At 65.6% G+C, this 26,084-nt stretch carries 22 protein-coding genes; 10 read left to right on the forward strand and 12 right to left on the reverse strand.

What is annotated here, in order from left to right:
• Window positions 1–91: 91 nt before the first annotated feature.
• Window positions 92–3,496 (forward strand): bifunctional proline dehydrogenase/L-glutamate gamma-semialdehyde dehydrogenase PutA, encoded by a 3,405-nt coding sequence (putA, locus tag G0P99_RS10010; RefSeq protein ID WP_164129346.1) that lies wholly within the window; start codon window positions 92–94, stop codon window positions 3,494–3,496.
• Between the two features lie 85 nt (window positions 3,497–3,581).
• Complete coding sequence (locus G0P99_RS10015; RefSeq protein WP_164129348.1) at window positions 3,582–4,325, forward strand: rhomboid family intramembrane serine protease; 744 nt, start codon at window positions 3,582–3,584, stop codon at window positions 4,323–4,325.
• Between the two features lie 70 nt (window positions 4,326–4,395).
• Here the strand turns inward: G0P99_RS10015 and G0P99_RS10020 are convergent, their stop codons facing one another.
• The gene (locus tag G0P99_RS10020) at window positions 4,396–5,181 is read right to left on the reverse strand and encodes an inositol monophosphatase family protein (RefSeq protein WP_164129350.1); all 786 of its coding nucleotides are present in this window, start codon (window positions 5,179–5,181) and stop codon (window positions 4,396–4,398) included.
• Between the two features lie 175 nt (window positions 5,182–5,356).
• Between G0P99_RS10020 and G0P99_RS10025 the strand changes: the two genes are divergently transcribed.
• A complete protein-coding gene (locus tag G0P99_RS10025; RefSeq protein ID WP_164129352.1) occupies window positions 5,357–6,397 on the forward strand; it encodes an NADP-dependent oxidoreductase in 1,041 nt (346 codons plus the stop codon).
• 58 nt (window positions 6,398–6,455) lie between these two features.
• On the opposite strand, the gene G0P99_RS10030 is transcribed toward G0P99_RS10025, so the two are convergent.
• Entirely contained in the window at window positions 6,456–7,502 is a 1,047-nt protein-coding gene (locus G0P99_RS10030; protein ID WP_164129354.1) for an aldo/keto reductase, read from the reverse strand.
• 117 nt (window positions 7,503–7,619) lie between these two features.
• Between G0P99_RS10030 and G0P99_RS10035 the strand changes: the two genes are divergently transcribed.
• From G0P99_RS10035 to G0P99_RS10045, 3 genes are all read left to right on the forward strand, one after another.
• Window positions 7,620–8,018: a rhodanese-like domain-containing protein gene (locus G0P99_RS10035; protein ID WP_164129355.1), complete on the forward strand. Its 399-nt coding sequence runs from the start codon at window positions 7,620–7,622 to the stop codon at window positions 8,016–8,018.
• Between the two features lie 204 nt (window positions 8,019–8,222).
• Window positions 8,223–9,515 carry an O-acetylhomoserine aminocarboxypropyltransferase/cysteine synthase family protein gene (locus G0P99_RS10040; RefSeq protein ID WP_164129357.1) on the forward strand — a complete coding sequence of 431 codons (1,293 nt, stop codon included), beginning with the start codon at window positions 8,223–8,225 and terminating at the stop codon, window positions 9,513–9,515.
• Between the two features lie 161 nt (window positions 9,516–9,676).
• A complete protein-coding gene (locus G0P99_RS10045; protein WP_164129359.1) occupies window positions 9,677–9,883 on the forward strand; it encodes a hypothetical protein in 207 nt (68 codons plus the stop codon).
• A gap of 54 nt (window positions 9,884–9,937) precedes the next feature.
• On the opposite strand, the gene G0P99_RS10050 is transcribed toward G0P99_RS10045, so the two are convergent.
• Together G0P99_RS10050 and G0P99_RS10055 are read right to left on the reverse strand one after the other, a co-directional pair.
• The gene (locus tag G0P99_RS10050) at window positions 9,938–11,155 is read right to left on the reverse strand and encodes an MFS transporter (protein WP_164129361.1); all 1,218 of its coding nucleotides are present in this window, start codon (window positions 11,153–11,155) and stop codon (window positions 9,938–9,940) included.
• 96 nt (window positions 11,156–11,251) lie between these two features.
• The gene (locus G0P99_RS10055) at window positions 11,252–11,950 is read right to left on the reverse strand and encodes an SIMPL domain-containing protein (RefSeq protein WP_164129363.1); all 699 of its coding nucleotides are present in this window, start codon (window positions 11,948–11,950) and stop codon (window positions 11,252–11,254) included.
• Between the two features lie 257 nt (window positions 11,951–12,207).
• Here G0P99_RS10055 and G0P99_RS10060 point away from each other — a divergent pair, with 257 nt between their 5' ends.
• Window positions 12,208–14,526 (forward strand): hypothetical protein, encoded by a 2,319-nt coding sequence (locus G0P99_RS10060; RefSeq protein ID WP_164129365.1) that lies wholly within the window; start codon window positions 12,208–12,210, stop codon window positions 14,524–14,526.
• Between the two features lie 101 nt (window positions 14,527–14,627).
• Here the strand turns inward: G0P99_RS10060 and hppD are convergent, their stop codons facing one another.
• The gene (hppD, locus tag G0P99_RS10065) at window positions 14,628–15,728 is read right to left on the reverse strand and encodes a 4-hydroxyphenylpyruvate dioxygenase (RefSeq protein ID WP_164129367.1); all 1,101 of its coding nucleotides are present in this window, start codon (window positions 15,726–15,728) and stop codon (window positions 14,628–14,630) included.
• Between the two features lie 144 nt (window positions 15,729–15,872).
• On the opposite strand from hppD, the gene G0P99_RS10070 reads away from it, so the two are divergent.
• On the forward strand, window positions 15,873–16,328 hold the full coding sequence (locus tag G0P99_RS10070) for an Lrp/AsnC family transcriptional regulator (protein WP_164129369.1): 456 nt from the start codon (window positions 15,873–15,875) through the stop codon (window positions 16,326–16,328).
• A gap of 19 nt (window positions 16,329–16,347) precedes the next feature.
• Window positions 16,348–18,228: a monovalent cation:proton antiporter-2 (CPA2) family protein gene (locus G0P99_RS10075; RefSeq protein WP_164129371.1), complete on the forward strand. Its 1,881-nt coding sequence runs from the start codon at window positions 16,348–16,350 to the stop codon at window positions 18,226–18,228.
• Window positions 18,229–18,254: 26 nt separating this feature from the next.
• Here the strand turns inward: G0P99_RS10075 and cobT are convergent, their stop codons facing one another.
• On the reverse strand, window positions 18,255–19,265 hold the full coding sequence (gene cobT / locus G0P99_RS10080) for a nicotinate-nucleotide--dimethylbenzimidazole phosphoribosyltransferase (RefSeq protein ID WP_164129373.1): 1,011 nt from the start codon (window positions 19,263–19,265) through the stop codon (window positions 18,255–18,257).
• A 78-nt stretch (window positions 19,266–19,343) separates the two neighbouring features.
• Here cobT and cobS point away from each other — a divergent pair, with 78 nt between their 5' ends.
• Window positions 19,344–20,111: an adenosylcobinamide-GDP ribazoletransferase gene (cobS, locus tag G0P99_RS10085; RefSeq protein ID WP_164129375.1), complete on the forward strand. Its 768-nt coding sequence runs from the start codon at window positions 19,344–19,346 to the stop codon at window positions 20,109–20,111.
• Here cobS and G0P99_RS10090 read toward each other — a convergent pair.
• From G0P99_RS10090 to G0P99_RS10115, 6 genes are all read right to left on the reverse strand, one after another.
• Window positions 20,104–20,877 carry a potassium channel family protein gene (locus tag G0P99_RS10090; protein ID WP_164129378.1) on the reverse strand — a complete coding sequence of 258 codons (774 nt, stop codon included), beginning with the start codon at window positions 20,875–20,877 and terminating at the stop codon, window positions 20,104–20,106. The genes cobS and G0P99_RS10090 overlap by 8 nt on opposite strands.
• Before the next feature lie 124 nt (window positions 20,878–21,001).
• On the reverse strand, window positions 21,002–21,511 hold the full coding sequence (locus G0P99_RS10095) for a CarD family transcriptional regulator (protein WP_164129380.1): 510 nt from the start codon (window positions 21,509–21,511) through the stop codon (window positions 21,002–21,004).
• Between the two features lie 288 nt (window positions 21,512–21,799).
• A complete protein-coding gene (gene fdxA, locus G0P99_RS10100; protein ID WP_164129382.1) occupies window positions 21,800–22,138 on the reverse strand; it encodes a ferredoxin FdxA in 339 nt (112 codons plus the stop codon).
• Between the two features lie 138 nt (window positions 22,139–22,276).
• Window positions 22,277–22,576 (reverse strand): RNA-binding S4 domain-containing protein, encoded by a 300-nt coding sequence (locus tag G0P99_RS10105; RefSeq protein ID WP_164129384.1) that lies wholly within the window; start codon window positions 22,574–22,576, stop codon window positions 22,277–22,279.
• Window positions 22,577–22,582: 6 nt separating this feature from the next.
• Window positions 22,583–25,462, reverse strand: coding sequence for a helicase-related protein (locus G0P99_RS10110; protein ID WP_164129386.1), 2,880 nt, complete (start codon window positions 25,460–25,462; stop codon window positions 22,583–22,585).
• A 31-nt stretch (window positions 25,463–25,493) separates the two neighbouring features.
• A complete protein-coding gene (locus tag G0P99_RS10115; protein WP_164129388.1) occupies window positions 25,494–26,063 on the reverse strand; it encodes a tetratricopeptide repeat protein in 570 nt (189 codons plus the stop codon).
• Window positions 26,064–26,084: the final 21 nt, after the last annotated feature.

The following is a 26,084-nucleotide window of genomic DNA, read 5'->3' on the forward strand; positions in this document are numbered from 1 at the left end:
ATCTTTGGTCATTTGGACTGCGTTACCACAAAAATCAGGCGAATGAACCTGTGATCGCGATGTATCATGCGCCAACTGACCCGGAGGCATCATGACCCACGCCCTGCGCACCCAAATCGACACCTTCACCTATGCAGACCAATCGGCGCTGCTCGACCAGCTTGTCGCCCAAGCCGCACTGAGCCCTGAGGATCGCGCCGCGATCAGCGGCGCCGCCGCCGGGCTGGTGCGCGATATTCGCGCCAGCACCACGCCGGGCATGATGGAGGTGTTCCTGGCCGAATACGGGCTTTCGACCGACGAGGGCATCGCGCTGATGTGCCTGGCCGAGGCGCTGCTGCGGGTGCCCGATGCCGACACGATCGACGCGCTGATCGAGGACAAGATCGCGCCGTCGGACTGGGGCAAGCATCTGGGGCATTCCTCGTCCTCACTGGTCAATGCCTCGACCTGGGCGCTGATGCTGACCGGCAAGGTGCTGGACGAGCGCAAAGCGAGCCCCGTGGGCGCGCTGCGCGGCGCCATCAAGCGGCTGGGTGAGCCGGTGATCCGCACCGCCGTCAGCCGCGCGATGAAGGAGATGGGCCGTCAGTTCGTGCTGGGCGAGAACATCCAGGCCGCGATGAAACGGGCACAGGGGATGGAGGTCAAGGGCTATACCTATTCCTATGACATGCTGGGCGAGGCCGCCCGCACCGAGGCGGATGCCGCGCGTTATCACCTGAGCTATTCGCGCGCCATCGCGGCCATTGCCGAGGCCTGCACCCATGGCGACATCCGCGCCAATCCGGGCATCTCGGTCAAGCTGTCCGCGCTGCATCCGCGCTATGAGCTGGCGCAGGAGGCCCGCGTCATGGACGAGCTGGCGCCGCGCCTGCGGGCGCTGGCGCTCTTGGCCAAGGCTGCTGGCATGGGGCTGAATGTCGATGCCGAAGAGGCCAACCGGCTGGCGCTGTCCATGCAGGTGATCGAGGCGGTGATGGCGGAACCGGCGCTGAAAGGCTGGGACGGGTTCGGCATCGTGGTACAGGCCTATGGGCCGCGCGCCGGGCTGGTGATCGACACGCTTTACGAGATGGCGGAACGCCATGACCGCAAGCTGATGGTACGGCTGGTCAAGGGCGCCTATTGGGATACCGAGGTCAAGCGCGCCCAGGTGGCCGGCGTCGATGGCTTCCCCGTCTTTACTCAAAAGGCGGTGACCGATGTCTCTTACATCGCCAATGCGCGCAAGCTTTTGGGCATGACCGACCGGATCTATCCGCAATTCGCCACCCATAACGCCCATACGGTCGCCGCGATCCTGCATATGGCGCGGGATGGCCAGCCCTATGAATTCCAGCGCCTGCACGGCATGGGCGAGACGCTGCATAACCTTGTGCTGACCGCCAACAAGACCCGCTGCCGCATCTATGCACCGGTGGGGGCGCATCGCGATCTCTTGGCCTATCTGGTGCGGCGCCTGTTGGAGAACGGCGCCAACAGCTCTTTCGTCAACCAGATCGTGGACGAGAACGTCCCGCCCGAAGTGGTGGCTGCCGACCCGTTCGAGACCGCGCAAAAACCGGCCAGGCCGCTGAAGCGCGGGCCTGAGTTGTTCGCGCCCGAGCGCCCCAACTCGAAAGGCTTTGACCTGGGCCACCAGCCGACGCTTGATGCGATCGACGCTGCGCGCGCGCCGTTCCGCGCGCATCGCTGGCAGGCCGGGCCGCTGTTGTCCGACGCGGCCGCGCCCGAGGCGGAAGAGCCCGTGGTCAATCCCGCCGACCCGCATGACATGCCCGGCAGCGTGGCGCCCGCGAGTGCCGCCGACACCGAACTGGCGCTGGCCAGCGCTCAGCCCTGGCAGGCCCCTGCCGCCGAGCGCGCCGCTGTGCTGAACCGCGCCGCCGATCTGTACGAGGCGCATTATGGCGAGCTGTTTGCGCTGCTGCATCGCGAGGCGGGCAAGACCCTGATGGACGCGGTCGCCGAGCTGCGCGAGGCGGTGGATTTCCTGCGCTATTACGCCGCCAATATCCCCGATGCGGCGCCTGCGGGCATCTTTACCTGCATCAGCCCGTGGAACTTTCCGCTGGCCATCTTCTCGGGCCAGATCGCGGCGGCGCTGGCCACCGGCAACGCTGTGCTGGCCAAGCCCGCGCCGCAGACCCCACTGATCGCGCATCGCGCGGTAGAGTTGCTGCACGAGGCCGGGGTGCCGCGCGACGCGCTGCAACTCCTGCCGGGTGGCCCGGCGGTGGGTGCGGCTCTGACCTCGGACCCGCGCGTCTCGGGTGTGGCCTTCACCGGCTCGACCGCAACGGCGCAGAAGATCCGCGCCGCCATGGCCGCAAACATGCGCCCGGGTACGCCGCTGATCGCAGAGACCGGCGGGCTGAACGCAATGATCGTCGATTCCACCGCGCTGCCGGAACAGGCGGTGCAGGCGGTGATCGAAAGCGCGTTCCAGTCGGCGGGCCAGCGCTGTTCGGCGCTGCGCTGCCTCTACCTGCAAGAGGATATCGCCCAGGACGTGCTGACCATGCTCAAGGGCGCGATGGATGCGCTGAGCCTGGGCAACCCCTGGGCGCTGTCCACTGACAGCGGCCCGGTGATCGACGAGGCCGCGCGCCAGACCATCGCCGACCATGTGGCCCGCGCGCGCGCCGAGGGACGGGTACTGAAGGAACTGGCGCTGCCGCCCCAGGGCACATTCGTGGCCCCTACCCTGATCAAGGTTGCGGGCATCGGGGCACTGGAGCGCGAGATTTTCGGCCCTGTGCTGCATGTGGCCACCTTCCGCTCGGACGAGCTGGATCAGGTGATCGGGGCGATCAACGCCACCGGCTACGGTCTGACCTTTGGCCTGCAAACCCGGATCGACGACCGGGTGCAGCATGTGACCGAGGCGGTGCATGCGGGCAATATCTATGTCAACCGCAACCAGATCGGCGCCATTGTCGGCAGCCAGCCCTTTGGCGGCGAGGGCCTGTCGGGGACCGGACCAAAGGCGGGCGGGCCGAACTATATGGCGCGCTTCTGTGCGCCCGACCGGCAGCAGGCGGCGGCCGACTGGGCCGAACCGATGGCCACCCTGCCCCGCGCGACCGGCACGCCCGCGCCGGTACGGGTACAGAGCCTGCCCGGCCCGACCGGCGAATCGAACCGGCTGAGCGAGATGGCGCGCCCGCCGCTCCTCTGCCTTGGCCCGACGGCAGCGGCGGTTGCCGCACAGGCGCAGGCGGTCGAGGCGCTGGGCGGCACCGCCATCCGCGCCACCGGCGCGCTGGCGGCAGAGGCACTGGAGATGCTCGAAGGCATCTCGGGCGTGATCTGGTGGGGCGATGAGGAGACAGCGCGCGCCTATGAGCTGGCCCTGTCGCGCCGGTCCGGTCCGATCCTGCCGCTGATCCCCGGCCTGCCCGACCGGGCGCGGGTGCTGGCCGAGCGCCATGTCTGCGTCGACACCACCGCCGCGGGCGGCAATGCCGCGCTGCTGGGTGGCATGGGCTGAGACAGGGGACTGAGACAGGGGACTGAGACAGGGCGCGCGCCCGGCGCCCCTTGACCTCTGCCGCGTTTGACCGCAGCGTCGCGGGATGTTTCCTATCCGCGATCATAACCCTTCGGGCCGAACGCCCTATGTCGTCTACCTGCTGCTGGCGGCCAATATCGCGATCTTTCTGGCCACTCTGGGCATCATGGACGATCCCCGGCTGATCGGCCGCTTTTTCTATGACTATGCGATCATCCCAGCCCGCATCTCGGACGGGGATGGATGGCTGACGCTGGTGACCTCGACTTTTCTGCATGGCGGCTGGATGCATCTGGGCGGCAATATGCTGTTCCTGTGGATCTTCGGCGACAATCTGGAAGACGAGATGGGACATCTGGGCTTTGCGCTTTTCTACCTTGCCGCAGGGATTGGCGCCGGGCTGATCCATGTGCTAAGCGGGCCGGGGTCGATGGTGCCGACCATCGGCGCCTCGGGCGCGATTGCCGGGGTGATGGGGGGCTATCTGCTGCTGTTTCCGCGGGCGCGGGTCGATATCCTCCTGATTCTGATCGTCTATTTCCGCATCTTCACGATCCCGGCCTTTGTGATGCTGGGGGCCTGGCTGGGGTTCCAGTTCCTGGGCGGGTTCAGTTCCGATCCCGATACCGGCGGCGTCGCCTATTGGGCGCATACGGGTGGGTTCGCGGTGGGGCTGGTGCTGACGCTGCCGCTGTGGCTGAAGCGCGGCGGGCGCGGGTTCTGGCAGCGCACCGAAGGGCACCCGCCGCATCCCGAGCAGAAATACCGCCTGTCGCCCAGCCGGATCCCGAAGATCCCGCGCAAGTGAGGGCCGCAAACGCAAAACCCGGCCCAGGGGCCGGGTTCAGAATGTCTTGCCGATACCGCTTGGGCGTGGCTTAGCCGCGGATCGCCTTGGCAAAGGTGTCGAAGATATTGCCGTTGGCACAGATCACCTCGCCACTGTCGAGGATCGAGGCTTCGGGATCGAGCGGTTCGACCAGCCCGCCCGCTTCCTTGACGATGATGATGCCCGCGGCCATGTCCCAGGCATTGAGGCGCCGTTCCCAGAAGCCTTCGTAGCGGCCCGCCGCCACATAGGCCATGTCGAGCGCCGCCGAGCCCCAGCGCCGCACACCGGAACAGACCGGCATCAGCCGTGCCAGATCCTGAAGCGTCAACGGCAGATCGGCACGCCCGCCAAAGGGCAGACCGGTGGCAAAGATCGACTCGATCATCCGGTGGCGGCCCGACACCCGGATGCGCTGGTCGTTCATCCAGGCACCTTCGCCCTTTTCGGCAAAGAACATCTCGTCCTTGGCGGCGTCATAGATGACGCCCGCGACGATCTTGCCCTTGTGCTCGAGCGCGATGGAAATCGCCCAATGCGGCAGCCCGTGCAGGAAGTTGGTGGTGCCGTCCAGCGGATCGACGATCCAGCGGCGGGTGGGGTCCTCGCCCTCTTCCGAGCCGCCCTCTTCGGCCACCCAGCCATAGGTGGGACGCGCATTGCGCAGCTCTTCCTTGAGGATATTCTCGGCGGCGATATCGGCCTTGGAGACAAAATCGCCCGCGCCCTTCATCGACACTTGCAGGTTCTCGACCTCGCGGAAATCCTTCACCAGGGACCGGCCTGCCTTGCGGGCGGCCTTGATCATGATGTTGAGGTTCGCACTGCCAATCATCGGGGAGCTCCTGCTTCGGTCAAGCCGCGCGTATACTCGCGCGGGGGCGGCTTGCCAAGGGGCTGCATGTGCAAGGCGGCTGCCGTACCGGCGCATGGCGCGGCGTCACCGTCGCGCGGCGCTTTGCAGCACCGGCGCGGCGCCCTAGATTGGAGGGGAACAAAGGAGCTTTCCCATGACCGACCGCATGTATCGCATCGCCCTGGCCAGCCGCCCGACCGGCGCGCCCGAGGCCGCGAATTTCTCGTATGAAGAGGCGCCCATCCCTGCCCCCGGCCCCGGTGAGGTGCTGGTGCGGGTGCATTACATGTCGCTGGACCCCTATATGCGGGGCCGGATGGACGATGCCAAATCCTATGCCGCGCCGGTGCCGATCGGCGGCACGATGGAGGCCGGTGGTGTCGGCGAGGTGATCGCCTCGAACGATCCGGGGTTTGCGCCGGGCGACTTTGCATTCGGCATGTTCGGCTGGGCCACCCATGGGGTGCAGCCCGGCAAGATGCTGCGCAAGATCGACCCCAAGGTGATGCCGATCACCACCGCGCTTGGCGTGCTGGGCATGCCGGGGTTCACCGGATGGTTCGGGTTGCTGGAACATGGTCGGCCCAAGGCGGGCGAGACGCTGGTGGTGGCCGCCGCCACCGGGCCGGTGGGCTCGATAGTGGGTCAGGTCGCGCGCCTGGCCGGGCTGCGCACCGTGGGCATCGCGGGCGGTGCCGACAAATGCCGCATCGCCACCGAGACCTTTGGCTTTGACGCCTGCCTGGATCACCGCGCCTATGACAGCGCCGCTGATCTGCGCCGGGCGCTGGCCACCGAGTGCCCGGACGGGATCGACATCTATTTCGAGAATGTCGGCGGCAAGGTGCTGGAAGCGGTGCTGCCGCTGATGAACAATTTCGGCCGCATCCCGATCTGCGGCATGATCAGCTGGTACAATGCCGGTGGGCTGGGCGCGGGCGCGTCAGACCCCGGACTGACCGGCCCGGCGATCTGGCGCTCGATCCTGGTCAAGTTCCTGTCGGTCAACGGCTTCATCATCTCGAACCATTTCGACCGTTACCCGGCCTTCCTGGCCGAGGTGGCGCCGAAACTGGCCAGCGGCGAGATCCGTTACCTGGAAGACGTGGCCGAAGGGCTGGAAAACGCGCCCGCCGCCTTCATGTCCATGCTCAGGGGCGGCAATACCGGCAAGCAGATCGTCAAGCTGATCTGACCGGCTTCTACATTGGGCGGGGATGCGGGAAGCGACGCTTCCCGCGTCCCCGCGTTCCTCAATAGGGAAACGGGTGTGCCTTGTGAGCGGCTGCGATCTCGCCCAGGATCTCCTCGGAGAGCGTCACCTCGGCGGCACCCAGCGCATGGTCGAGCTGTGCCAGTGTGGTTGCGCCAAAGATCGCCGACATCATGAAGGGGCGTGTCAGCGCCCAGGCCAGCGCCATATGCACCGGGTCGATCCCGTGGCGGCGGGCGATGTCGAGATAGGCCTCGACGGCGCCAAAGACCCGTGCCGATTTGCGCCCGCCCAATTCCGGCACCAGCGACATGCGCGAGCCCTGGGGCACCTGCCCGCCCTGGTACTTGCCGGTCAGCAACCCCGCCGCCAGCGGCGAGAAGGCCATCAGCCCCACCTCCTCGTTCACGCTCAGCTCGGCCATGTCGGTGTCGAAGAGACGGCAAAGCAGCGAGTATTCGTTCTGGATCGAGGCGACGCGCGGCCCATGCCCGGCCTCGGCCAGACGCAGCCAGTGCGCAGTGCCCCAGGCGCTCTCGTTTGACAGGCCAAAGGCGCGGATGGTGCCGCGATCGACCTCGCGTTGCAGCGCCTCGAGACAGTCGATCATGTTTTCGCGTATCGCCGCCGGATCCTGCCCCGAAGGGTCATAGCTCCAGTTCTGGCGAAACATGTAACTGCCGCGATTGGGCCAGTGGAACTGGTAGAGGTCGACATAATCGGTGCGAAGCCGCTTGAGCGAGGCCTCGAGCGTGGCGCGGATGGTCGCACCCGAGATCGGCGCACCGTCGCGCACATGCGCCATGCCGCTGCCGGAATGTTTGGTGGCCAGGATGACGTCGCCCCGCCGGGCGGAATTGGCCGCGTTCCAGGCGCCGATGATCTCCTCGGTCCGGCCAATGGTCTCTTTGCTGACCGGGTTCACCGGGTACATCTCGGCGGTGTCGATGAAATTGATCCCCGCCGCCAGCGCATGGTCGATCTGGGCATGCGCCTGCTCCTGCGCGGTCTGGGTGCCGAAAGTCATCGTGCCCAGGCACAGTTCGCTTACAGTCATGCCGGTGCGGCCCAGCGGTCTTCGTTTCATCGCACATCCCCTTGTCTCCGATCCGGGGAAGCCTAGCGGGATGAGGATCGGCGGCAACCCCTCTTGAGCTGGGTCCGGGTTTCGGTCAGCCTGTCGCGGAGTCACGGGAGGACAGGCATGGCACAGACCATTACCAAGGGAATCAAGGCGCTGCTGAAAGAGGCGGGCGCGGTGGTCGACACGCTGTCGGTCGAAGAGGCCAAGGGGCTTTACGACAATCCCGGCTATGTCTTTGTCGATCTGCGCGACATTCGCGAGTTGCAGCGTTCCGGCATGATACCGGGGGCGTTTTCCTGTCCGCGCGGCATGCTGGAGTTCTGGATCGACCCCGAAAGCCCCTATCACAAGGCGGTTTTCAATCAGGACAAGACCTATGTCTTTTACTGCGCCAGCGCCTGGAGGTCGGCCCTGTCGGCGAAGGTGGCACAGGAAATGGGCCTGAAACCGGTGATGCATATGGAAGGCGGCTTTACCGAATGGGTGAAGCAGGACGGCCCGGTGATCGAGAAAAGCTGACCCCTTCACCGGCCAACAAAGTGTCAATGACACTTTGCCCCAAGCGCCTGGAACAGGCGCTTGCACAGGATTTTCAAAAATCCTGTGGACAAGGATTTCCTTAAATCCTTGATCCGGCTCCTGCCGCAGGCGGGCGCTTGTTGTCTGGCGGGCGCGTATCGCTTAGAGATTCGGGCAAGACATTTCCAAAGGGAGACTCCACCCATGTCCGATACCCCCAGCTACGGCTTCGACACGTTGCAGATCCATGCCGGCGCCCGGCCCGACCCGGCCACCGGCGCGCGGCAGACGCCGATCTACCAGACCACGGCCTATGTGTTCCGCGACGCCGATCACGCCGCCGCCCTCTTCAACCTGCAAGAGGTGGGCTATATCTATTCCCGCCTGACCAACCCCACCGTGGCCGTGTTGCAGGAGCGTATCGCCACGCTCGAAGGCGGTGTCGGCGCGGTTTGCTGTTCGTCGGGTCACGCGGCGCAGATCATGGCGCTGTTTCCGCTGATGGGACCGGGGCGCAACGTGGTTGCCTCGACCCGGCTTTATGGCGGCACCGTCACCCAGTTCAGCCAGACCATCAAACGCTTTGGCTGGTCGGCGAAGTTCGTCGATACCGACGATCTGGAAGCGGTGAAGGCCGCCATCGACGAGAACACAAGGGCGGTGTTCTGTGAATCCATTGCCAATCCCGGCGGCTATGTCACCGATATCCGCGCCCTGGCTGACGTGGCGGATGCCGCGGGCATCCCACTGATCGTCGACAACACCAGCGCCACCCCCTATCTGTGCCGCCCCATCGAACAGGGCGCGACACTGGTGGTGCATTCGACCACCAAGTACCTGACCGGCAACGGCACCGTCACCGGCGGTTGTATCGTGGATTCGGGTCGCTTCGACTGGTCGGCCAACGATAAGTTCCCCTCGCTCAGCGCGCCGGAACCGGCCTATCACGGGCTCAAGTTCCACGAGACCTTTGGCTCGCTCGCCTATACGTTCCATGGCATCGCCATCGGGCTGCGGGACCTAGGCATGACGATGAACCCGCAGGCCGCCCATTACACGCTGATGGGGATCGAGACGCTGAGCCTGCGGATGCAGCGCCATGTGGAGAATGCGCAGAAGGTGGCGGCCTGGCTCGAGGCCGATCCCCGGGTGGATTACGTGACCTATGCCGGCCTGCCCTCGTCGCCCTATTACGACCGGGTGCAGAAATGCTATCCCAAGGGCGCGGGCGCGCTGTTCACCTTTGCCGTCAAGGGCGGCTACGAGGCCTGCGTCAAGCTGGTCAACGCGCTGGAGATCTTCAGCCATGTGGCCAACCTGGGTGATGCGCGGTCGCTGATCATCCATTCGGCCTCGACCACGCACCGGCAGCTGTCGCCGGAACAGCAAGAAGCCGCAGGTGCCGGCCCCAATGTGGTGCGGGTGTCGATCGGCATCGAGGACGCCGCCGACATCATCGCGGACCTCGACCAGGCCCTGACCAAGGCCACCGCCTGATATGTTTGACAGGAGAAGCAGCCGGACCCGGCTGCTTCTCCGCTTGCGGCACAGGGTTCCGGCTATGGAAAACCTGACTTTCCTGACCCCCTGACATAACCCAGAATTGCATTAGCGGATTATTTTCCCGCCATTTCAGCAATACATTTGGAGATCAAGTCATGGGTGATTCAACCACCACCACAGAAACAAATCCCAACGACGGCTCGACCCGGACCACGACCAAGAACGGGGACGGTTCCAGCGTCGAGACCACGACCGGTGGATCCAGCGGCAACACCAAGGTGAAAGTACGCTCGGCCAGCGGCGACAGCGCAACCATCTTCATCAGTGGCAAGACCGGAGAGATCAAGGTCACTCGACCCTGACCCCCGAGTTGCGTCGGAACAGGCCAATGGGGGCGGCCCTGCGGGCCGCTCCCCTCAATCCAGCCGCAGCCGCGCAAGAGCGTAGAGCAGCAGCGCAAGGCAGCAGAGACCGGCCAGCAGGAAGGGTGCGCGCAGCGCCAGTTCGCGGCTCATCTGCTGTTCGGCCACCACCACCACCGCGCCGCCTGCCAGCGCGCCGAGTGGCATCGACCCCCAGCCGAAGAAGCGATAGATGCTGTTCACGCGGCCCAACACCGCAGGCGGGATGCGCCGCTGCCGCCAGGACACGGTGATCACGTTCCACAGCATCGCCGCCGCCATGATCGCGATCAGCGCCAGCCCCATGATCCAGCCGCTGTTCGACAGGCCGATGATGGCATAGCCCGCGCCCCAGACCGCGATCGACAGGAACAGGCAGGCTTGCGTGCCGATCAGCCGCATGGCGCGCGGCGCCAGAAGGCTGCCGCAGATCGCGCCCACCGCCCCCGCTGACAGCACCAGCCCGTAGTGCGAGGCGCCCAAACCCAGCACCTCTTGTGCAAAGAGGACCTGCACGGTGATCGTGGCCATGGCGATGAAGTTCGCCAGCCCCAGCACAATCGCCAGCCGCAACAGAAGCGCGTCGCCGCGCATGAAGGCGATGCCCTCGGCCAGCGCCTGGGCGAACCGCGCGCGGCTGGGTACCTGCGGCGGCAGCGAGATCAGCCAGACCAGACCGGCGGCCAGCATCAGAACCGCCACATCGAGGCCAAAGGGCACCGCGATACCGGCCGAGATCAGCACGCCGGCCAGCGGCGGGCCGATGAACTGGCCGGTCAGCTGCTCGGTGCTCCAGAGCTGGCCATTTGCCGCCTCCAGATCCTGAGGGTCGACCAGCGCGGGCAGGATGGTCTGGGCGGCATTGTCGCGCAGCACCTCGGCCGACCCCAAAAGAAAGGCCAGCCCCGCCAGCGCCCAGATCGCCCCCGGCACCGGATCGCCCAGCGCAAGCAGAAGGATGGCCAGCACGATTCCCGCCCGCATCAGATCGGCCCGCGCGATCAGCTTGCGCCGGTCGCTTCGGTCGATGATCACGCCCGCAGGCAGGGCAAAGAGCAGCCAGGGCAAGCGCGCCGCCGCCGCCACGGCGGCAATCGCCACCGCATCGCGCGTCATCAGCGCCGCCAGCCATGGCACCGCCAGCACCAGCACCCCGTCGCCCAGATTGGTCAGGGCGCCCGCGGTGAAGAGCAGGCGGAAGTTGCGATTTCGGATTACCAGCGGTGCGGCCATGTCTGTCTCCGGGTCATGTTCGGGTCAGAGTGGCGCGGCCGCGCGCCATGGTCAATGCGAGGGTCAATGCGGGCGGCAGGCCGCCCGCATCGCGGATTACTGACGGATTTCGTAGACCATGGTGACGGTGCCGCTCAGCCCGATCTCACCACCGGCGACGGGCACATCCATGGATTCGGCCATCGCCGCCATGCGCATCATCGGGCGCGGCTGCGGGTCGGAGTAAAGCTCCGAGATCGACACGATCCGGCCCAGCGTCACGCCGGCCGCCTCGGCCAGTTGCTGTGCCTTGTCGCGGGCATCCGCCACCGCCTTGGCACGCGCCTGATCGCGCAGCGGCTTGGGCTCCTTGACCGAGAATTCCAGCCCGTTGAACGTGTTGGCGCCGTCGGACACGACCGTATCCAGGATCTCGCCCAGCCGCGCCAGGTCGCGGACCCGCACGGTCACCCGGTTCGAGGCCTGAAAGCCGGTGATCGCCGGGGGTTCGGTGCTGGAACTACGGTTGGACCAGACAGGGGACAATGAGAGATCCGAGGTCTGCATATCGCGCGCCTCGATCCCCAGTTCGGTCAGGCGATCAAGAACCCGGCCGACCGCCTCGGAGGTGGCCGAGAGCGCCGCGCGCGCCTCCTTGGCCTCTTGCGTCACGCCAAGGGTGATAACGGCCATGTCGGGAACGGTTTCCACCACCCCCGTGCCTGTCACCGTGATCTGTCCGGGCTGTTCATCGGCGCGGGCCAGGCCAACTGCGGCCAATAGCAACGCCACCACCAGAAAAACCAATGTCCTCAACTTTGCTCTCCTGTTATTCTGTGTCCTCAAAGATGGGGCGGCGGCATGTCGCGCGACAAGGGGAAGTTATGCCTTTTTCTTTCCCTCGGCGGTTCTCTGCTCTAATGTCGCGCCGGGATGCGCCCCGGCGCGTGCTACGGCCTTGATTGGATTGGTTAACTGGTCAGATGAAACCCGCGTTTGCGTTGTCCTTGTCGTTTGAGGGGATCTCTCTTCTTCACCGTGCCGCCGGTGGTTGGCGACAGGTGGGCGCGGTGATGCTTGACGATCCCGATCTGGCCCGGTCGCTGGGCGGTTTGCGCGACCTCGCCTTGCGCCTGGATCCCGACCTGAGGTGCAAGCTGATCCTGCCCAACGACCAGATCCGGTATCTGACCGTCGACACCGGCCCGTTCCGGGGCGAGACGCGGCTGAACGTGATCGAGGACGCGGTCGCAACCGCGACACCCTATGCGCTGGATGAGCTTGTCTGGGACACCTCGCCCGATGGCAGCGTGACCCATGTGGCCGCGGTAGCACGGGAGACCCTGGCCGAGGCCGAAGCCTTTGCCGGGGAACACGGGTTTCATCCGGTCAGCTTCGTTGCGGTACCGGACGACAATGCCTTTCTCGGCGAGCCATTCTTTGGCCCGGCCTCGGGCATGCTGGACATGACCGGCGCCGAAGCGGTGGAACCCGACGGTATCGCCGTCGTCGTGATCGGCCCGGCAGTGATCCCCGACAGCGCGCCTGTGGCGCCCTTGGCCGAATCTCCCCGGACGGAGAAGGCGGCGCCGCCCAAGGCGGAGACCGCCGCGCCCGTTGTCGGGTTTTCGTCGCGCCGGGGCAAACCGGAGGAGAGTGCCGCCCCCGGGCAACCGGACACCGGTGACGAGCAGGCCAAGCCCGAAGAGCCGGTCCCAAGCCCCGCGCAGGAGGTCCCCGCCGCCTCGCCGCAAGAGAGTGCGGGCGTCAGTTTCCAATCCGTTCGCGCCAGCGAGCCGGTGGTGCCCGCACCGCCCGCCAAACCGAATCCCGGCGATGTCCCCGCGCGTGTCAAGCCGGCGCCGGTTGCACCGCCCGCCGCCCCCCAGGTCGCGGCGCGTCCGATCATCGAAGAGGTGCCGCCCGCCGGTTTCACCCCGGCCGCACGCCCCAGCCAGGTGCCGCGCGACGAGGCCGACCGGCTGACCATCTTTGGCGCCCGCAAGGGTGGCGGGATCGGCGGCAAGCCGCGCTTTCTGGGCCTGTCGCTGACTGTTGGTCTGCTCTTGTTCCTCGCCGCGATTGCCGTTTTTGCCGCGGTGGTGGGCTCCGGCGTGCTCTGGGACGGGTCCGGCCGCGGCGAAGACCCGGCCCCGACCTTGGTCACCCCCTCGACCGATCCGGCGACAGCCGCAAGCCCGGAGGCGCCCGCCCCACGACCGCTGCCGGAAAGCTTGGACAACACCCCGGTTCCCGCCCCGGAGCCTGCCTCGATCGACGAGGACCCGGTACAACTCTCCGCGCTGCAAGACCCCGCAGACCGCCCCGCGCTGAGCGGAACGGACGATGCGGTGCTCCAGGCGCTTCAGGTGGATCCGCAGCAGGTCGAAGAGATGGAGTTCGAACCCGAGCCCGATACGGGCACGGGACAGACCGAGACCGGCATTCTGGTCGCCGCCCCGACTGCGCCCGAGGTGCCGGGCCTGATCGGTCTGGGCGATCTCTTCGTGGCCTCCATCGACCGCACCGATATCTTCCAGGACGCGGTGGCCCTGCCCGACGGGACCCGGTTCGACACCGACGCCCTGCCCGAGGGCAGCAACGCCCCCGCCTCCGTCGGGCAGGCGTTTGCCCTCGACGACAAGGGGCTGGTGGACCCCAGCGCCGAAGGCACGGTCAACCCCGATGGCATCCTGATCTTTGCCGGGCGGCCCGCCCGGGTGCCGCCCGCCCCGCCGGTCCGGTTCGAAGCCGCCCCGGAAACCGATCCGGCACAGGAACGTCTGGCCGCGAAACGGCCCAAGGCGCGCCCCGACGATCTGGTGGAACAGGCCGAGCGGTCGCAATTCGGGGGCCGGTCGCTGACCGAGCTTGCGGCGCTGAGGCCAAAGGCGCGACCTGCATCGGTGCAGGAACAGGCCGAGGCGGAACAGGCCGCAGCGCCCGAGGACGAGCCCCAGGCCGTCAGCCCGCTGGCAGTGGCCAGCGCCAAGAAACCGCGCCTGCGCCCCGAGAGACTGGCCGTGGCTGCGGCGGCGGCAAACACCAATCTGGGGTCTCTGGCCAACCCCAGTCGCGGCGCCGGATCCAACAGCGACAGCGATGGCGACGGCTTTGTCGCCGCAACGGTCAAGCCCAAGGCGCCCTCGCCCACCTCGGTCGCGCGCCAGGCGACGCTGGACAATGCGATCAACCTGCGCAATCTCAACCTGATCGGGGTCTATGGCACCCCGTCGAACCGGCGCGCGCTGGTCCGGCTGCCTTCGGGCCGCTACAAGAAGGTCAAAGTCGGTGACAGTATCGACGGCGGCCGCATCACCGCCATCGGCGACAGCGAGCTGCGCTATCAGAAGGGCGGCCGCAACCTGACGCTGAAGATCCCCAGCGGCTGACAAAAAAGGACGGAGCCCGCGCCCCGTCCTTCATTTCGCTCAAAATACTCCGGGGGAGTCGCCGTCAGGCGACGGGGGCAGCGCCCCCTGCCCCGGTTGCCTTATTCGGCGGCCTTGATCTCGCCGCTTTCGATCTGCTCGCGCTCGATGCTTTCGAACAGGGCCTTGAAGTTGCCCTCGCCAAATCCGTCATCGCCCTTACGCTGGATGAATTCGAAGAAGATCGGGCCGATCACGGTTTTCGAGAAGATCTGCAACAGGATCTTCGTCTCGCCGCCATCCACCACGCCTTCGCCGTCGATCAGGATGCCGTGCTCCATCATCCGGTCCTTGGGCTCATCATGGCCCGCAACCCGTTCATAGGACATGTCGTAATAGGCTTCGTTGGGCCCGGGCATGAATTTCAGACCCTTGGCCGCGATCGCGTCCACCGAGTCGTAGATGTCGTCTGTGCCCACGGCGATATGCTGGATACCTTCGCCATTGTATTTCTTCAGATAGGCGACGATCTGGCCGGTCTCGCCACGGTCCTCGTTGATCGGGATACGGATGCGACCGCAGGGCGAGGTCAGCGCCCGGCTGAACAGCCCGGTGAACTTGCCCTGGATGTCAAAGAAGCGGATTTCGCGGAAGTTGAACAGGTCGCCATAGAACTTGAACCACTTGTCCATGTTGCCCTTGTAGACATTGTGGGTCAGGTGATCGAGGTAATAGAACCCGTCGCCGCGCGGCTTGGACTGCTTCAGCCACTCGAACTCGGTGTTGTAGGGCGAGGTGTGGTAATACTGGTCGATGAAATAGAGCAGCGAACCGCCGATGCCCTTGATCGCAGGCACGTCCATCGTCTTGTCGTCGCCCTCATAGGGTTCGGCGCCCATCTTGACCGCGTGATCGAAGGCGGCCTGCGCATCCACAACGCGCCAGCCCATCGAGGGGGCGCAGGGGCCGTGCAGCTCGATGAATTTCTCGGCAAAGCTGCCTTTTTCGGCGTTCAGGATATAGGTCACATCGCCCTGCTGCCACAGCTCGATGCCGGGCTTGTCCTTGTGTCGGGCGACCAGGTCGAAACCCATGCGCGCGAAGAGATCGCGCAGCACCTGCGGCTCGGGGTGGGCGAATTCGACGAATTCGAACCCGTCGGTGCCGGCGGGGTTTTCGGGAGTGATTTCGGATTTCGGGGCGTTATGCGGGAAAGGACCCATGGCGCGTCTCCTCGGCTGGCGAATGAATTGCTGAGTCGAGAATACGCGTTCAGCCATGCTGGTTCTGCGCATTGTTTTTGGGGTTTCAGCATTTACGTGCGCGATTTGCGCACTAAATTGAACGAAAATGAGGAAAATGCGCATATGTTGGATTCGATGGATTTGCGCCTGCTTGATGCCCTGCAAAAGGACGCGCATCTGACCGCCCAGCAGCTGGGCGAGATGCTGCATCTGTCCAGCAGCCAGGCGGGCCGCCGGCGGCAGCGGCTGGAGGCCGAAGGCTATATCACCGGCTATGCCGCCAAGCTTGACCCACTGAAGCTGGGGCTGCATGTCCAGGGCTTCATCCAGGTGCATCTGGGCACGCATGGGCCGGAGCAGTCGGCCAAGTTTGCCCGGATGGTGAATTCCCGCCCGGAGATCACAAGCGCATGGACGATGACCGGCGAAGCGGATTATCTGCTGCATGTCTACTGCGCTGATCTGCCCGCGCTGAATCGGTTGCTGCACGAGGTGATCCTGCCGCATCCGGCTGTGGCGCGGGTGCAGAGCCAGATCGTGATGGACCAATTGAAACGAGACGCTCCGCTGCCCACCTGAGCCGGACGAAAGGACACGCATGGAAAGCTTCCTCTACCAGGCGACGATCTATCTGGCCGCCGCGGTGATCGCGGTGCCGCTGTCCGCCCGGCTGGGCTTGGGTTCGGTGCTGGGTTATCTGGCGGCGGGGCTGATCATCGGGCCGATACTGGGTCTTGTCGGCGACGAAACCGCCGATCTTCAGCATGTGGCCGAGTTCGGCGTCGTGATGATGCTGTTCCTGATCGGGCTGGAGCTGGAGCCGCGCGCGCTCTGGGACATGCGGGACAAGCTGCTGGGTCTGGGCGGGTTGCAGGTGGGGGTCTCGACACTCGCGATCATGGTGGTCGCGATGGTGGCGGGCCACCCCTGGAGCGTGGCGCTGGCGGTGGGCCTGACCCTGTCGCTGAGTTCGACCGCGATCGTGTTGCAGACCCTGTCGGAAAAGGGGTTGATGCAGACCAATGGCGGGCGGGCCACCTTCTCGGTCCTGTTGACGCAGGATATCGCGGTGATCCCTATCCTGGCCCTGCTGCCGCTCCTGGCCAGTGTGCCGGGGCTGGCCGAGCTTACCCCCGATGGGTCGATCAACCTGTTGCACGACGACGAGAAGGGCGCGCACGACCTGTCCCTTGTCGAGGGGCTGCCCGGCTGGGCGGTCACGCTGGTCACCATCGGCGCAGTCGGCTTTGTGGTGCTGGCGGGCATCTATCTGACCCGGCCCCTGTTCCGTTTCATTCACGCCAGCCGCCTGCGCGAGATGTACACCGCGCTGGCGCTGGTGATCGTGGTAGGGATCTCGTTTCTGATGACCCTGGTAGGCCTGTCGCCGGCGTTGGGCGCCTTTCTGGCGGGCGTGGTTCTGGCCAACTCGGAGTTCCGGCACGAACTTGAAAGCGATCTGGAGCCGTTCAAGGGCCTGCTTCTGGGCCTCTTCTTCATCACCGTGGGCGCGGGTATCGACGTGGGCTTCTTCCTGGCCGATCCGATGGACCTGATCGGGCTGGCGCTGTTGGTGATCCTGTTCAAGGGCGTGATCCTCTACATCGTCGGGCGCGCCTTCAGGCTCAAGGGTCGTGACCGCTGGCTGTTCACCCTTGGGCTGGCCCAGGCGGGTGAATTCGGTTTTGTCCTGCTGGCGTTTTCGACCCAGCAGAACGTGATCCCCGGGGACCTGTCGCAGAAACTGTTGATGATCATCGCGCTGACCATGATGATCACGCCGCTCTTGTTCATTCTCTACGAGCTGTTGTCGCGTCGGATGCGCGACCATGCGGCGGAGATGGTACCGGACAAGATCGACGAACAGGGCCCGGTGATCATCGCAGGCATCGGCCGGTTCGGCCAGATCGTCAACCGGCTGGTCACCGCCAGCGGGTTCAAGACCATCGTGCTGGACCATGACATGGAGACGATCCAGTTGATGCGGCGCTTTGGCGTTAAGGGGTTCCTGGGCGATCCGACCCGGCCTGAACTGCTCAAGGCGGCGGGGCTGGCCAAGGCGCAGGTGCTGGTGGCCGCGCTCGACGATGACGCCCAGGTGACGAAACTGGTGGCCTATGCCCGGCGCCAGCGGCCCGATCTGCATATCATCGCCCGCGCCCGCGACCGCAACCATGTCTACGAGCTTTATCGTGCGGGGGCCGATGACATCGTGCGCGAGATGTTCGACAGTTCGGTCCGCGCCGGGCGTTATGTGCTGGAGAATGTGGGGCTAAGCGAATACGAGGCGGCGCAGGCGGCGCAGACCTTTTATCACCATGACCGCAAGGCGGTGCGTGATCTGGCCGAGGTGTGGGATCCCAATATCCCGACGGCAGAGAATACGGCCTATGTAGAGCGGTCGCAGGCCCTGCAAAAGGACCTGGAAACCGCGCTTATGGAGCTGAACGAGGAACTGGCGTCGCGGCGCTCGGCCTGAGCGCCGCCTGGTTGAAAGGACGGCAGTCAGCCGTCCGAAACGCCCGCCTCGGCAAAGGTGGCCATGCCGGAGTGGCAGGCCACCGCGCTTTTGACGATATTGATCGCCAGTGCCGCACCCGAGCCTTCGCCCAGCCGCAGGCCAAGCGACAGCAGCGCCTGTTTGCTGAGCTTTTCCAGCAGCGTGCCATGGGCGCCCTCGGCGCTTTGGTGGCCCGCCACGGCGTGATCGAGCGCATCGGCTGACACCGCGACCAGCGTTGCCGCCGCCGCTGTGCAGATGAACCCGTCCAGGATCACCGGAATACGCAGCTGCCGCGCGGCGGCGATGGCACCGGCCATGGCGGCAAGCTCTCGCCCGCCGAGGCAGCGCAACACCTCCAGCCCGTCGCGGCTGGTATGCAGGGCGACACCCTCGGCAACCACCCGGGTCTTGTTGGCGAGCCCTGCGTCGTCGACGCCGGTGCCGCGCCCGGTCCAGTCACCCGCCGCACCGCCATAAAGCGCATGCGCGATGGCCGCCGCAGGGGTGGTGTTGCCAATGCCCATCTCGCCCACCACCAGCAGATCGGCGGCCGGATCTACCGCCGCCCAGCCGGTTTGCAGCGCGGTCAGCAGCTCGGCCTCGGTCATCGCAGGGGCCTGGGTGAAATCCTGCGTCGGGCGGTCCAGCTCCAGCGCGTGCACATCCATGCGCGCCCCGGCGGCGCGGGCCAGCTGGTTGATGGCCGCACCGCCATGTTCGAAATTCATTACCATCTGCACCGTCACCTCGGCCGGAAAGGCCGAGACGCCTTGCGCCGTCACCCCGTGGTTACCGGCAAAGACGATGACCTGTGGTGCCTCGATCCGGGGCCGGGCATCGCCGCGCCAGCCGGCATACCAGATCGCCAGGTCCTCGAGCCGCCCCATTGCGCCGGGCGGTTTGGTGAGCTGGCCGTTGCGGGCCTCGGCCCCGGCGCGGGCGGCGCTGTCAGGCCCCGGCGCGTTCACCAGCAGGTCACGGAACTGGTCGAGATCGGTAAGGGTCGGCAGCATGGAAAGCCTCTTTGCAACTGGGGTCCGCCCGTGTTTAACCGTTGCATCCGGTGCGACAAGACCTTGAAAGGCGGACAGGTGCGCAAAAACGACATCACGGGCGTTTCCCCATGGGATCCGGTGCTGGCGCTGGTGCTGTTGACGCGGCTGCCGCTGCCCCGGCTGCCCGAACCCCTGTTTGCACGGCAGGCCGCAGCCGTGTGGGCGTTTCCGCTGGCAGGCCTGGCCGTGGGCGCGTTGGCCTGTGCCGCCGGGTGGCTGGCGCAGGCGGCCAGTCTGTCAGCCTGGATCGTGGCCGGGCTGATGCTGGTGGTCTCCGTCATGGTCACGGGCGCAATGCACGAGGACGGGCTGGCCGATACCGCCGACGGTCTCTGGGGCGGGTTCACCGCCGAGCGGCGACTTGAGATCATGAAGGACAGCCATATCGGCACCTATGGCGTGCTGGCGCTGATCCTGTCGCAATTGCTGCGGTTGTCGGCCCTTGCGGCGCTGGTGGCCGGTGGCGCGCTCTGGTCGCTGCTGGCCGCCGCCATCTGGTCGCGGGCGCTGATGCCGGTCGTGATGACCGCCCTGCCCAATGCGCGCGGCGCGGGGCTGAGCCAGTCGGTCGGGCGGCCCGGGCTGTGGGCGGTGCTGCTGGGTCTTGCGCTGGCGGGAACGCTGGTCTTTCTGGTTGCAGGAACCGCCGGGCTGGGCCCGGCGTTCCTGGCGGTTGTCCCGGTTCTGGGGCTTGGGGGACTGGCAAAAGCCAAGATCGGGGGGCAGACCGGCGATATCCTGGGCGCCAGCCAGCAAGTGGCCGAGATCATGTTCCTGCTGGCGCTGTCGGCGCAGATCAGTTGACGCCGCCGGTTTCGATGGTGATCAGCCTGCCGCAATGCTTGCAATGCACCGCATCGGGATCGTGCCGGTAAAGCCCGCAGCCGGGGCATTTGTAACGCACCTTTTGCGGTGAGAAGATCGCGGTGGCCAGCCGGACGAACAGCGCCACGCCCACCACCATGACAAAGACCGAAAACAGCTTGCCCGCGGGCGTCGACAGGGTGATATCGCCGAACCCGGTGGTGGTCAGCGTCGCCATGGTGAAATAGAGCGCGTCGATATAGGGGGTCTCGCTGCTGCCCGGCGGAATGAAGAACACAAGCACCGCCGTAGTGGTCAGGAAGATGAAGACCAGCAGGTTCACGGCGGCGATGATGGCATCCTCGCGAGTGCGAAAGAACTGGCTGTCGCGGCGCAGGTCGTGCAGCAGGTGATAGGAGTGGATCAGGCGCATCCCCCGCAGGATGCGCAGGAACGCCAGGCTTTGCGTCAGGAACGGATCGAGCAGCAGAGACAGGATGACCACGATATCGGCCAGCGTGTAGATCCGGGTCAGAAACTCGCGCCTGCTGCGTGCGATCCAGAGCCGGGCCAGGAAATCGGCCAGGATCACCAGGCCCACAAGCACGCTGATCACCGTCAGCACCGGCCCGTGCACCATATAGGCCGTGGCGACGAAGAACAGGATCGTGACCAGATCGAACAGGATCAGCGCATAGCGAAATCGCACCGACGCACGATCGCGCCCGACATAGAGCTTTCGAACCCACAGCTTTAATGCGCGCATGTCGCCTTTACCCTGCACTTGGCAGCCCATGAAAGACCAATGAAGGCGTTTTGTGCAAGAGGGTCGGTTGCCACAAGAAAGGGCCGCCCCGAGAGGCGGCCCTGAATTCTGGAATTTATGCGGATCAGGCCGCGCGCGAGGTCAGGACGTCGTCCACCTGCTTGGCGGCGGCGATCTCGTCGGCGCCCGACACGGCGGCCACTTCGCGGGTGAGACGCTCGAGCGCGGCCTCGTAGAGCTGACGCTCGGAATAGCTCTGCTCGCGCTGATCGTCGGTGCGGTGCAGGTCGCGGACCACCTCGGCGATCGAGATCAGATCGCCCGAGTTGATCTTTTGCTCGTATTCCTGGGCGCGGCGCGACCACATCGCGCGCTTGACCTTGGCCTTGCCTTTGAGCGTTTTCATGGCCTGGCTGATCACATCCGGCGAGCTGAGCGAGCGCAGGCCGGATTCGGTGATCCGGTTGGTCGGCACCCGCAGGGTCATCTTGTCCTTTTCGAAGGAGATCACAAACAGCTCGAGCTTGAACCCGGCAACTTCCTGCTCCTCGATCGAGATAATCTGGCCGACGCCATGCGCCGGATAGACCACATAATCATTGGGGCGGAACTCGAGCTTCTTCGACTTGGTCATTCAGATCTTTCCTAGGTTGCGAACCGGGTTTACGGCGACAAAAAACCGCGCGCGGGGCAACTGCGTCCCCGATAGCGGGCTGATACTGTCGCAATCGTATTCACCAAAAGCACCCTGGCTTTTGGGTCCCATCCCAGTTCTTTAGGTTACTTCGGCAAGAAGCATACCACAAAAATGGGCATCCTGAAAGATGCACCCTAAGGAGAGCTATGTTTGCTGTGCAAATTCAGCATGTTGTCAGTGCATAGCCGCGCGCGGGGCGGCGCGGCACTGCGAATCACCTGAAGGTCAGCCGCCCTGTCCGGGCGCCTCGGAGAAGTACTTCTCCATCTTGCCCTCTTCACCGTCCCGCGACTCTGCATCGGGCAGCGGGTCTTTCTTGGTCACGATCACCGGCCATTGCTCGGCGTATTTGCGGTTGAACTCCACCCAAGGCTCCATCCCCGGCTCGGTGTCGGGACGGATGGCATCAGCGGGGCATTCCGGCTCGCAGACGCCGCAGTCGATACATTCGTCGGGGTGGATGACCAGCGTGTTCTCGCCCTCGTAGAAACAGTCGACCGGGCAGACCTCGACGCAGTCGGTGTATTTGCAGGCGATGCAGTTTTCGGTGACGACGTAGGTCATGGGCAGAAATCCACTTCTCGTTTGCCGGACTAGCTAAATCACAGCGGACCATTCTTCAAGTCAGGATCGCCCCTGCCCTGCCATGGAAAGACCGGAAGTGCGCGGCTTTGCCACGGAGGGGCAACGCGGTTTCGTTCTTTAGTCCGTCGCAGGGGTGGTGTCCCGGTTTTCGTCCAGATCCAGGTACAATGTCTGTGCCTCGCTGGCCGGGCCGCGCCGGACGCCCAGCGCTTCGACCCGGATCACCCGGACGTTGCCCGCCTGCACAAAGGTCAGGACATCACCCGGCCCCACCGCATAGGCGGGTTTCGAGATCCGATTGCCGTTGACGCGCGTGCGGCCGTTTCCGGCCGCCTCGGCCGCCAGCCCGCGCGTCTTGAAAAAACGCGCGTGCCAGAGCCATTTGTCGACCCGCATCTTGGACGGCCGGTCGACCATCCGTGGTCAGTTGCCCTCTTTGAGCGCCAGCAACGCGGCAAAGGGATTGTCGGGGTCGATGGCCTTTTCCTTTTTCGGCGGGCGCGAGGAATAGGTCTTGGCCCCCTGCTGGGCCGGTTTGCCGCCCTTGCCGCCATGCGGCTTGCCATCGCGGCGGCGTTCGCCGTCCTTGGGCTTGCCCCGGGATTTGTCATTGGGCTTGTCGCGGCGGCCCTGGCGGGCCTCGCCCTGCGGTCTGGGCTGGCCTTCGCCGCGCGGCTCGCGGCGCGGGCCACGGCCCTGCGGGCGCGTGCGGGCCCAGGTGAAGGTGTAGAAGACCTCGACCTCGGGCTCTTCGGCAGCCGCCGCATCGGCGGGTGCGGCTTCGGCCTCTGCGGCGACGGGTTCGGCCGGCTCGGCCTCGACCTGCTCCGCTGCCGGTTCGGCGGCGCTTTCGTCCGGGGTGTCAACGGCGGCTTCGGCCGTGGCTTCGGCGGTTGCTTCGGGCGCGGTCTCGGGCGTGCCCGGTTTGACCTTGGCCCGTTCGCCGCGCTCGGCGTTATAGCCCAGCCCCTGCATCAGGTCGGCGAACTGTTCCAGCGTCATGCCGGTGATCGAAAGCATGTCTGCCGTCGCCTCGAACCCGGCGCGGCTGTCCTTGGCGCGCAGCATGTCGGCCAGACGTTCCAGCATGTCGATGCGCACGGCCCGTTCGCCCGCCATGCGGTAGCCGCACATCGTGTCGACGCCCGGTTCGGCATCCTTGACCGAGGGCACCGTCACCAGACCCGGCGGCGGTGCCTCGGGGAATTCCTGAAGCCCCTTGGCCAGCGACCAGAGCACCAGGCGCAGACGGGTCGGCGCCGGTTTTAGCAGAAGCGGCATGAAAATGGTGAACTGGCCAAAGCGGATGCCGTGCTTGCGCAGGGCGCCCCGGGCTTCCTGGTCCAGGTCCTTGACCTCTTGCGCCACGTCGGCGCGCGGCAGGATGCCGAAGTTCTCGACCATGCGGAAGGCAAAGCCACGCGCCAGACCGGACAGCGCTTCGTCCCGCGAGAGCGCCAGCAGCGGTTCGAACAGCGCGGCCACCTTGCGGTCGATGAAATGTTGCAGACGGCGGCGGACCTTCTGTTCGACATCCGGTCCAGCGACCTCGTCGACAAAGACTTCGACCTGGGGTTTCAGCGGATCTGCCCCGGCCACCAGTTTGCCGACGGCGTTCTCGCCCCACATCAGCCCGCCCTGTTCGGTAAAGTCGATCTCGGTATCGGGCGCGTTATAGAAGCGGTCCGCGCGCAGATGGAACTGCGGCGCCAGCGCCTGCATCGACGCAGCTTTCAGCGCCTTGGCTTCGGTGCCCTGCGCGCTTTTGTCCGGGCTGAACCGGAACCCTTCCAGACGTCCGACGAATTCGCCTTCGACGGTCACTTCACCCTTGTCGTTCACTTCGGCCAAAAGGGCCTCCTTCTGCTTGAGCCGGCGCAGCAGCACGCTGGTGCGCCGGTCCACAAATCTCTGTGTCAGACGTTCATGGAGGGCGTCCGACACCCTGTCTTCTACAGCGCGGGTTTCCCCGCGCCAATGGGTTTCGTCACGAACCCAGCCGTTCCGCTGCGCGACATATGTCCACGTGCGGATATATGCCAGTCGTTTCGACAAGGCGTCGATATCGCCGTGGGTCCGGTCGATTCGCCGGATCTGGCGCGCGATGAAGTCGTCGGGGATATGGCCGCGTTCATGCAGATGCTCGTAAATCACCTGCAAAAGCCCTGCATGTTCGGCGTGAGAGATGCCGCGGAAATCGGGAATCCGGCACACGTCCCACAAGAGCCGCACCGCCTGGCCCGAGCTTGCGCGGGCCATCAACTCGGGCATCTGGGCCAGAGATTTCAGCGCCATCAGGTCGTCGGCCTCGCGCGCCTTGAGCAGATCCTCGCCGACGGGGGGCTTTTCGAGTGAGCGGATCAGCGCCTCGACCGTGCCGAAACTCAGGTCGCTGTTGCGCCAGTTGAGTTTCTTGAGCGGGGTGAATCGATGCTCCATGATCGCCTGCGCCATGCCGTCGTCCAGCGGCCGCGCCTCGCCGGTAACGCCAAAGGTACCGTCGGACATGCCGCGCCCGGCCCGGCCCGCGATCTGCGCCAGTTCATTGGGCGCAAGCTGCCGCATCCGGCGGCCGTCGAATTTGGACAGGCTGGAAAAGGCAACATGGTCGATATCGAGGTTCAGCCCCATGCCGATGGCGTCGGTGGCAACCAGATAGTCGACCTCGCCGTTCTGGTAGAGCGCGACCTGCGCGTTGCGGGTACGCGGGCTGAGCGCACCCATCACCACGGCGGCGCCACCTTTTTGGCGGCGGATCAGCTCGGCTATGGCATAGACGTTTTCGACCGAGAAACCGACGATGGCGCTGCGTGGCGGCATCCGGGTAATCTTTTTCGAGCCGGTATAGACCAGCTGGCTCATCCGCTCGCGGCGCATGAACTGCGCCTGCGGCACCAGCCCGGCAATCGCCCCACGCATTGTGTCCGAGCCCAGAAACAGGGTTTCATGCAGACCGCGCGCGCGCAGCAGCCGGTCGGTGAACACATGGCCGCGTTCAGGGTCGGCGCAGAGCTGGATTTCGTCGATGGCAACAAAATCGGCGCCCATGCCCTCGGGCATCGCCTCGACGGTGCAGACCCAGTATTGCGTGCGGGGCGGCACGATGCGCTCTTCACCGGTGACCAGCGCCACCATCGACGGCCCGCGCAGGCCCACGATGCGGTCATAGACCTCGCGCGCAAGCAGCCGCAGCGGCAGGCCGATGACCCCGGTGCGATGCCCCAGCATCCGTTCGATCGCGTAATGCGTCTTGCCTGTGTTGGTCGGGCCAAGAACGGCCACGATCCGCGAGGATCCGTTCACCTGTCTGCCCCCTGCCCCTTGCCTGGCGTCGTCAGAGCGCCTGGCCCTCGATCCGGGGCTTCAGCCGATTCACGGCACTGGTTACTTCCTCGTGATGGGGATGTATAGCCAGCGCGCGGGAATAGGCGGCAAAGGCCGCCTCGGGCCGGTCCAGCGCCTCGAGCATCAGGCCCAGACCGTAGATCGCGTTATAGTGGTTCGGGTTCAGGGCCAGTACATGTTCGAGATCGGCGATGGCGGGTCCGAAGAGGTTGACCGCGAAATAGGCCGAGGCGCGGGCATGCCAACCCTCGGCAAAATCCGGCGCATGATCGGTCAGCGCCGTGAGATGTTCGATTGCAGCACCATAGTCCTGTAGCTCGAGCGCGTCGCGCCCACGTTTGAGCAGGAAATCCGCCGAGGGTGAGCCGGATTTCGCCCAGAGCGCCTGCAATTGCCGGTCAAGCTGGCGCGCGCGCGTGGTATCGGCCTGCGCCAGTTCCGCCAACAGCGCCGTTTCGTCGCTGGAATCGGCCTGTTGCGCGGCGACGCTGCCGGAAATCGCGACTAGCAGCCCGATTGCCGCGACGATACCTTTGAGATTGAATGGCGCAGTTGTCATAACAAGTCTCACATTAGCGCG

Source organism: Ruegeria sp. PrR005, from assembly GCF_010500245.1.
Classification (GTDB): Bacteria; Pseudomonadota; Alphaproteobacteria; order Rhodobacterales; family Rhodobacteraceae; genus Ruegeria_B; species Ruegeria_B marisflavi.